This is a genomic window from Stenotrophomonas sp. P5_B8 (genome assembly GCF_054049855.1).
In genome coordinates, this window is sequence record NZ_JBFULO010000140.1 from 1 (window position 1) to 8,907 (window position 8,907).

The 8,907-nt window shown below is 68.0% G+C and carries 8 protein-coding genes; 7 read left to right on the top strand and 1 reads right to left on the bottom strand.

Annotated features, from left to right (window positions below):
- Nucleotides 1-35 precede the first annotated feature (35 nt).
- Nucleotides 36-1,919 carry a hypothetical protein gene (locus ACXJKH_RS09780; RefSeq protein ID WP_457319280.1) on the top strand — a complete coding sequence of 628 codons (1,884 nt, stop codon included), beginning with the start codon at nt 36-38 and terminating at the stop codon, nt 1,917-1,919.
- A 162-nt stretch (nt 1,920-2,081) separates the two neighbouring features.
- On the opposite strand, the gene ACXJKH_RS09785 is transcribed toward ACXJKH_RS09780, so the two are convergent.
- On the bottom strand, nt 2,082-3,179 hold the full coding sequence (locus ACXJKH_RS09785) for an alkene reductase (RefSeq protein ID WP_457319281.1): 1,098 nt from the start codon (nt 3,177-3,179) through the stop codon (nt 2,082-2,084).
- A gap of 212 nt (nt 3,180-3,391) precedes the next feature.
- Here ACXJKH_RS09785 and ACXJKH_RS09790 point away from each other — a divergent pair, with 212 nt between their 5' ends.
- The 6 genes from ACXJKH_RS09790 to dld all read left to right on the top strand — a co-directional run.
- On the top strand, nt 3,392-4,150 hold the full coding sequence (locus ACXJKH_RS09790) for an SDR family NAD(P)-dependent oxidoreductase (protein WP_457319282.1): 759 nt from the start codon (nt 3,392-3,394) through the stop codon (nt 4,148-4,150).
- 147 nt (nt 4,151-4,297) lie between these two features.
- Nucleotides 4,298-4,756, top strand: coding sequence for an MgtC/SapB family protein (locus tag ACXJKH_RS09795; protein ID WP_256774191.1), 459 nt, complete (start codon nt 4,298-4,300; stop codon nt 4,754-4,756).
- A complete protein-coding gene (locus tag ACXJKH_RS09800) occupies nt 4,753-5,190 on the top strand; it encodes a VOC family protein (RefSeq protein WP_457319283.1) in 438 nt (145 codons plus the stop codon). Before ACXJKH_RS09795 ends, ACXJKH_RS09800 begins: the two co-directional genes overlap by 4 nt.
- A 264-nt stretch (nt 5,191-5,454) precedes the next feature.
- Nucleotides 5,455-6,219: a transcriptional regulator LldR gene (gene lldR / locus ACXJKH_RS09805; protein ID WP_457319284.1), complete on the top strand. Its 765-nt coding sequence runs from the start codon at nt 5,455-5,457 to the stop codon at nt 6,217-6,219.
- A gap of 3 nt (nt 6,220-6,222) precedes the next feature.
- Entirely contained in the window at nt 6,223-7,383 is a 1,161-nt protein-coding gene (gene lldD, locus ACXJKH_RS09810; protein ID WP_457319285.1) for an FMN-dependent L-lactate dehydrogenase LldD, read from the top strand.
- Nucleotides 7,380-8,907: D-lactate dehydrogenase (gene dld, locus ACXJKH_RS09815; protein WP_457319286.1), on the top strand; the 1,528-nt coding region annotated here is incomplete at its 3' end. The genes lldD and dld, both read left to right, overlap by 4 nt.

Sequence of the window (8,907 nt, forward strand, 5' to 3'; positions counted from 1 at the left end):
CTAGCGTGCAGCTCCGCTGTTGATTGATGTGATCCATGAAACGGATAGTCGGGTTGTGCGCGCTGTTGTCGCTGGCGACCGGCGTGCAGGCCGCGCCGGCGGAGACATTCTCTGCGCTGGCGCATAATTTTTCCGCCGAGGCGCTGATCGATGTCGATGGGCGGCTGCGGGTGGCGCCCAACGGTGCGCGACTGCAGCGGCTGTCCGCGGATCGCTGGCTGCGCATGCAGGGCGAGGGCACGCCGCAGCAGTGGTTCGATGACGCCGGCACGCTGCTGCGCGAGGACCCGGGATATATCGAATACGGTGAACGCTTCGCGCTGCCTGGGCAGCCTGCGGATCAGCCGTTGTGGCAAGCCTTCCTGATGGATGCCGAGGGCGTGCGACGTGGCCATGCCGTGGTGAATGCGCTCGGGCAGGTGCGTTGGCCAGCATTGCAGGAGGGCCAATGGCAGCCGCTGGCGGTACCCGACCGGGTGCTGTGGAATGCCAACGCGGGGCCGTTGCGCTTCTTCGACATGGCTGGACACGAGGTCATGGCGATGGACGAGCACGCCTGGCAGTGGGTGGCCGGGCCGTTCCCGGGGCGCCCTGTCTACGTATTCTGCGGTGCCCGGGACGGCGCAACGTGTCAGGTGCAGGACGAGCGGGGCAAGGTGCTGTTCGTCGATGACATCGATGCGCTGCTGCCGGTGAGCGATGGCGGTTGGTGGCTGCGGCAGCGCGACCTTTGGCGGCGGGTGGATGCGCGGGGACGGTCGCTGGATGCCGCGCGCTACCAGCAGGGCGGGTTGTATCCGCGCTTCCGGCAGTACGGCGGCAGTGCCGGCCGGCGTGACTGGCCCGGGGAGGTCACGCGCTACGCCACGGGGAGCGAGCAGGACACGCCCGAGCGTGGCTGGCTGCTGGCCGACGGACGCTTCCAGCCGCTGCCTACGCAGGACCGCCGCTACCGACGGGACTACTGCGGCGGGCGCTGGTGGATCGGTGACGCGGACCGCAGCGGACCTCCGCAGGCGGTGACCGATGCGGTCGCTGCGGTGTTCGACGCGCCGGATGAGGCGACGCGGCAGGCGCCGCCGTGGCGGGTGCGCCCGGCGGACGGATCGCGTCGCGCGGCGGTGCTCGACTGCGCGGGACGGACCCTGTTCGCGCCGTCGAACGTGGTCGATCTCGACGCGGTTGGCGGTGGGGTGCTGGGTACCCTGGCGGGCGAGCGTTCGCCCCGGCTGTGGTGGAACGGCGGCGCCGCACACACGGTGCCTGCGGGGCTTGCGATCGACGATGATCATGTGGCGCCGCCGCTGCTGCTGCTGTGGGACCACGTTGCAGGGCAGAACCGGCTATACAACCTGCAGAGCGGCAAGGTGGTCGGGCGCGCCTTCAGCGGGGTAGAGCATCTGGATGCACGCCGGCTGGTGTTCCGCCGCGATGGGCAGCAGGGCCTGATGCTGGCCGATGGCAGCGAGCCGCTGGCCCAGACCTTTCTGGAGGTTCTGCCGTGGGGCGAAGACCGCACCTGGACGCGGCGTTACCTGGAGGATGGGGGAGAGGAGCTGACGTTGCTGGACGCCGACTACCACGTATTGATGCGACGACGGTTGCTGTTCACCGGCGTGACGTTGGAAACGACGTGGCGCGGCGCTGTCCAGGGCCAGGCGGTGGCTCGCGTCAACCTGGGAACGATGCAGTTGGTCGATGGCCCCTATTTCGTCCAGCAATGGCTGGACCGGAACGGGCAGGTGCTGGTCAGCGATATCAGTTGCCCGGCGCCTGGCGATGAGGTGCTTGCGGGCGGCGCAGGGGTGCTGTTGGGCAAGGGATGGCGGGTGGATAGTACGCCGCGGCAGCCGTGCAGATTGCCGGATGCGTTGATGCCGGTGCTGCGGGGCGGCGATGTGACGCCAGCGATGCGGTAGTGCCGGCCGCTGGCCGGCTCCTCATGAGCGTGGACGGATGTCCGAGGAGCCGACCAACGGTCGGCTCTACCAGGACAGCCGGTCAGCGTCGGCATCACCCAAGGCAGCCGACCGGCGTCGGCATTACGCGAGGCAGCCGACCAACGGTCGGCTCTACGGCGGTTACGAGCCTGACACGCTCGGGTAGTCGGTGTAGCCGTGCGACCCGCCGCCGTACAGCGTGTCCGGGTCCAGCTCGGACAAGGCGACGCCCAGGCGGAAGCGCTCGACGAGGTCGGGGTTGGCGATGAACGGACGGCCGAAGGCGATCACATCGGCGTAGCCCGAGGCGATGGCCGCTTCGGCGGTGTCCTTGGTGTAGCCGTTGTTGGCGATCCACGCGCCCTTGAACTTCGCGCGCAGCGCCTGGTAGTCGAACGCGATGTTGTCGCGCGGGCCGCCGGTGGCGCCCTCGATGACATGGATGAAGGCCAGCGGACCGATCGCGTCCAGACGCTCGACGGCGCGTTCGAACAGCGGCTGCGGTTGCGAGTCGTGGGCGTCGTTGGCCGGGGTCACCGGCGACAGGCGCACACCGGTGCGTTCGGCGCCGATTTCCGAGGCAATCGCACGGACCACTTCATCGAGCAGGCGCGTACGGTTCTCGATGCTGCCGCCATATTCGTCAGTGCGCTGGTTGCTGCCGTCCCGCAGGAACTGGTCGATMAGGTAGCCGTTTGCGGCGTGCACTTCCACGCCGTCGAAACCGGCGGTGATGGCATTGCGTGCGGCCTGGCGGTAATCCTGGATCAGCGCTGGAATCTCCGACAGCTCCAGTGCGCGTGGCACCGAAACGTCTTCAAAGCCCTTGGCGGTGAAGGTCTTGGCCTTGGCCTGCAGCGCGCTTGGCGCGACCGGCACCTGGCCTTCGGGCAACAGGCTGGTGTGCGAGATGCGGCCGACATGCCACAGCTGCAGCACGATCTTGCCGCCGGCGTCATGCACCGCATCGGTGACTTTCTTCCACGCGTCGATCTGGGCCTGGTTGTAGATCCCGGGCGTATCCAGATAGCCCTGGCCGAGCGGGCTGATCTGCGTGGCCTCGGCGATCAGCAGGCCGGCGCTGGCGCGCTGCGCGTAGTACTGGATGGCGAGCGGGTTGGGCACGCGCCCTTCGATGGCGCGGTTGCGGGTGAGGGGTGCCATGGCGATGCGGTTGGCGACCGCGATCGCGCCGAGACGGGTAGGGGTGAAAAGGGGGCCGTCGCTGGGAGAAGTCATGTGCATACCTTGGGGGAGGAGGGCGCCGCGAATGCGCAGCGTAGATGTTGGAGATGTGGACGTACGACCGCCAGCATAGGGGCCGGTGCGTTGCAGCGATGGGAAGCATTGTTGCGGGCGCCCATGTGCACGTTCTGTAACGCCGTTGAGGCGTACGGTGATGGCCGATGCAGGCGATGCCTGCCCCGTATTCCAACCAGAGGTACAACGCGATGATTGATTATCAGCTCAAGGGCAAGGTGGCGATCGTGACCGGTGGCGTGTCCGGCATCGGCCTGGCAGCGGCCGAACTGCTCGCCGCATCCGGCGCGGCGGTCGCGGTGTGGGACTTGAAGGAGGAGGCGGTGCAGAAGACCGCCGAGGCGCTGCGCAGCAAGGGTGCAAAGGCGATCGGCATCGCGCTGGATGTGACCGATGAAAAGGCGGTGGACGCGGCGGTGCAGCGCACCGTGCAGGAACTGGGCGGGCTGGATATCGCGGTCAACAATGCCGGCATCGGCGGGCCGTCGGCAACCAGCGGCGACTATCCGGTGGACGGCTGGAAGCGGGTCATCGACGTCAACCTGACCAGCGTGTTCCTGTGCCAGCGCGCGCAGATCCAGGCGATGCGCCGCGGTGGCAAGGGCGGCAGCATCATCAACATGGCCTCGATCCTGGGCCAGGTCGGATTCAACAAGTCGGCCGCCTATGTGGCGGCCAAGCACGGCGTGGTCGGGCTGACCCAGACCGCTGCGTGGGAGCATGCCAAGGACAGCATCCGCGTCAATGCGGTGGGCCCAGGCTTCATCGCCACGCCACTGCTGGACAAGATGGATCCCACGGTAAAGCAGGCACTGGAAAGCAAGCACGCGCTGGGCAGGCTGGGCAAGCCGGACGAGGTCGCTGCACTGGTGGCATGGCTGGCCAGCGATGATACGTCGTTCGCCACCGGCACCTATTACGCCATCGACGGCGGCTACCTGGCGCAGTAAGCGCGGCGCTCCCGGCCTCGGTTCCTGCGGTACGGTCGTGCGGCGTTTCCCAACCCCGCATGACCGTGCACATCCGCCTCACGCCTCCCTTCACGGTGCTGCCACGGCGGCCACGCAAGGCTGGGCCGAACAGGTAAGGAGCGGCGGATGGGACTGGAACAAGATCTATCGATCCTGCTGCGGATTGCCGCAGCGATGGTGTTTGGCGGCCTGATCGGCATCGAGCGCGAGATGGGCAAGCACGCCGCCGGGCTGCGTACGCACATGCTCATCGCCGGGGCGGCCGCGCTCATCGTCGGCCTGGGCGACAGCATCGCCGAACACTTCCAGCAGGAGCGTTACCGCGACCTGCTCCAGGTCGATCCGGTGCGTTTGATCGAAGCGGTGATCGCCTGCGTCGGATTCGTCGCGGCCGGCACCATCCTGCGCGGTACGCGCGACGACCAGGTCAGCGGCCTGACCACCGCCAGTTCGTTGATCATGTCCGCCTCCATCGGCATTGCAGTGGGCATCGGCGAGTACGTGATCGCCATCGGTGTCTGCATCCTGTGCCTGATCGTGCTGGCCGTGTTCAGCCGTATCGCCAAGAAACTGGAGCCCTCATGAGCAGCGAACGTCCGTTCGAGATCCAACGCATCGACCACGTAGTACTGCGCGTGCAGGACTTGCCGCGCGCGGTGCACTTCTATCGTGACGTGCTGGGCTGCACGGTGGCGCGTGAGCGGCCATCGCTGGGCATGGTGCACCTGCATGCTGGCGCATCGATGATCGACCTGGTCGGTGTCGACGGGCCGCTGGGCGTGCAGGGCGGTGCAGCGGCGGGCGAGCAGGGCCGCAATGTGGACCATGTCTGCCTGCGCGTGGAGCCCTTCGATGTGGCCCATCTACGCGAGCATCTGCAGACGCACGGGGTGGCGTTGACCGGCAAGCCGGCCAGCAACTATGGCGCCGAGGGCGATGGCATGTCGGTGTTCCTGCGCGATCCCGACGGCAATGGCGTGGAGCTGAAAGGTCCGGCGAGCGACTGCGGTTGCGGATAATGGTCATACCAAGCGGGTCGGTGATCGCTATGGTTTAATGGGCTTGTCGCTCCCGTCGTAGTCGGGTGTCGATGGTTCTGTGCCCGTTCCGGGGAAGTGGTCATACCACATCTCCGGTGGTTGCAGAGCGCTGCCGGCACGCGATGAACATCGCGCGGCCACACCTGACCGTTGCTGATGAGACCCGCCGATGCTGGCTTGGACGTTCCCCGATCCCGATACCGGTCGTGTCCGGTGCTTGTGCGTGTTCGCGCCGGTGACGACGTGAAGCACGAACGCCTGTCTGACCGGGTGGCCGTGCAGCTGCGCGAGCTGGTCCATGCCCGGAACCTGCAACCCGGCGATCGGCTGCCGGCCGAGCGTGCGCTGGCGGTGCAGCTGGGCGTATCGCGCACGGCGCTGCGCGAAGCCATCGCCCAGCTGTCCAGCCAGGGCCTGCTGACGGCGCGGGTTGGTGGCGGCACCTACGTGAGCGTGCCGATGGCACGTACGCACCCGGGCGTCGACGCGTCGCTGTTGCCCTACCTGCCGGTGTTCCAGAACGACCCGGAGTACCGCTTCGATGTGCTGGAGATCCGCCATGCGCTGGAGGGTGCGACCGCCTGGCACGCCGCGCTGCGCGCCACCGACGCGGACCGGGCGAAGATCCGTGCGGCCTTCGAGCACATGCTCGCCGCGCACGGCAAGGACGATCCCGCCGGCGAGGCGCGCGCGGATGCGGCCTTCCACCTGGCCATCGCCGAGGCCTCGCACAACCTGGTGCTGCTGCAGGTGATGCGTGGCCTGTTCGAGCTGTTGCAGACCAATATCTCGCAGAGCCGTGAACGGCTCTACACCTCGCCCCGCACGTTTGAGCCGCTGTCGACGCAGCACCGCGAGCTGATGGACGGGGTGCTGACCGGCGACCCCGAACGCGCGCGCGCCGCCGCGCATGCACACCTGGCATTCGTGCACGCCTCCCTGCGCACGCTCGATGACAACGAGGCCCGGCGCGCCCGCGCATCGCAGCTTCCTCCTGCCCACGGTTGACCCATGATCATTGCCGCCTCCACCGATTACCGCGCCGCCGCCCAACGGCGGCTGCCGCCGTTCCTGTTCCACTACATCGATGGTGGCGCCTATGCCGAGCACACGCTCAAGCGCAACGTGTCCGACCTTGCCGACATCGCGTTGCGGCAGCGGGTACTGCGCAACGTGGCCGAGCTGAGCCTGGAGACCGAGCTGTTCGGCGAGCGCCTGGCGATGCCGGTGGCGCTGGGCCCGGTCGGGCTGACCGGCATGTATGCGCGCCGGGGGGAAGTGCAGGCGKCACGGGCGGCGGCCAGCCGCGGCATTCCGTTCACCCTGTCCACGGTGTCGGTGTGCCCGATCGAGGAAGTGGCACCGGCCATTGATCGTCCGATGTGGTTCCAGCTGTACGTGCTCAAGGACCGCGGTTTCATGCGCAATGCGCTGGAGCGGGCCAAGGCCGCCGGGGTGACCACGCTGGTGTTCACCGTGGACATGCCCACCCCGGGTGCGCGCTACCGCGATGCGCATTCGGGGATGAGCGGTCCGCGTGCGCCGTTGCGGCGCATGCTGCAGGCCGTGACCCATCCGCGCTGGGCGTGGGATGTGGGCCTGTTGGGCCGCCCGCATGACCTGGGCAACATTTCCACCTACCGGGGCAGCGCTACCGGCCTGGCCGATTACATCGGCTGGCTCGGCAGCAATTTCGACCCGTCCATTTCCTGGAAGGACCTCGAGTGGATCCGTGAGTTCTGGACCGGTCCGATGGTGATCAAGGGCATCCTCGATCCGGAGGACGCGCGCGATGCGGTGCGCTTTGGCGCCGATGGCATCGTGGTGTCCAACCACGGCGGTCGCCAGCTGGACGGCGTGCTGTCCACCGCACGGGCGTTGCCGGCGATTGCCGATGCGGTCAAAGGGGAGCTGAAGATCCTGGCCGACTCGGGCATCCGCAACGGGCTGGACGTGGTGCGCATGCTGGCGCTGGGCGCCGACAGCGTGCTGCTGGGTCGCGCCTTCGTGTACGCGCTGGCGGCGCAGGGCGGGGAGGGCGTGGCGAACCTGCTCGACCTGATCGCCCGGGAAATGCGCGTGGCGATGACGCTCACCGGCGCGACAACCATCGCCGACATCAGCCGCCAGTCGCTTGCCGAAGTCACCCGGTACACGCAGGTGTCGCGGTGAGGGGGGCCGCCGGTACCGGCGCATTGCTGGCCCAGCTCCGCGACATCGTCGGTGCCGCCCATGTGCTCAGCGGCGACAAGCCGACCCGACGCTTCCGCAAGGGCTACCGCTTCGGCGATGGCCCGGTGCTGGCGGTGGTCCGCCCGGGTACGCTGGTGGAGCAGTGGCGGGTGCTGCAGGCGGTGGTCGCCGCGCAGGCCATCGTCATCATGCAGGCGGCCAACACCGGCCTCACCGGCGGGTCAACGCCCGATAGCGCCGACTACGACCGCCCGGTGGTGATCCTCAACACGCTGCGCCTGACCGGCATCCAGCTGCTCAACGACGGCCGCCAGGTGGTGTGCCTGCCCGGGGCCACGCTGGATCGCCTGGAGCAGGCGCTGGCGCCGCTGGACCGCGAGCCGCATTCGGTGATCGGGTCGTCGTGCATCGGCGCCTCGGTATTGGGCGGTGTCTGCAACAACTCCGGGGGTGCGCTGGTGCGGCGCGGCCCGGCGTACACCGAGCTGGCCTTGTTTGCGCAGGTGGACGCGCAGGGGCAGTTGCAGCTGATCAATCATCTGGGCATTGCGCTCGGCGAAGATCCGGAGCAGATGCTCGAACGCCTGCAGCGCGGCGACTACACCGCCACCGACGTGGACAACCACAGCGGCCGCGCAGCCACYGATCCACGCTATGCCACCCAGGTGCGGCAGGTGGATGCGCCGACCCCGGCGCGCTTCAATGCCGATCCGTCGCGTCATTTCGAAGCGGCCGGTTCGGCGGGGAAGCTGGCGGTGTTCGCGGTGCGCCTGGATACCTTCGAACGCGAGCGTAGCGAGGTGTTCTACATCGGCAGCAATGCGATGGAGGACCTGACCGGCATCCGCCGCCACCTGCTCACCGCCTTCGAGCGCCTGCCGATCTCCGGGGAGTACCTGCATCGGGAGGCGTTCGATATCGGGCAGCGTTACGGCAAGGACACCTTCCTGCTGATCGACCGGCTCGGCACGGCGCGGGTGCCGGCCGCGTTCGCACTCAAGAGCCGCATCGATGGCTGGTTCGAGTCGGTGGGGTTGCGCGGGGTTACCGATCGGCTGCTCCAGGCGGCGATGCAGCTGTTGCCCGCGCACCTGCCGCCGCGCATGACACAGTTTCGTGACCGCTACGAGCACCATCTCCTGTTGAAAGTATCCGCAGTGGATGCCGCCGCGACGGACGCGTTCCTGCGCGCGCATTTTGCCGATGGGCAAGGCGACTATTTCCACTGCACGGCAGAGGAAGGGCGCAAGGCGTTCCTGCATCGCTTCGCGGTGGCCGGTGCCGCGGTGCGTTATCGCGCGGTGCATCGCGACGCGGTGGAAGACATCGTCGCCCTCGACGTGGCGCTGCGCCGCGATGACCGGCAGTGGATGGAGCAGCTGCCGGCGGCACTGGAGGCGCGGTTGGCCGGCAAGCTCTATTACGGGCACTTTCTATGCCACGTCTTCCACCAGGACTACATCGTGCGCAAGGGCGAAGACCCGCTGGCGATCGAGCATGCGA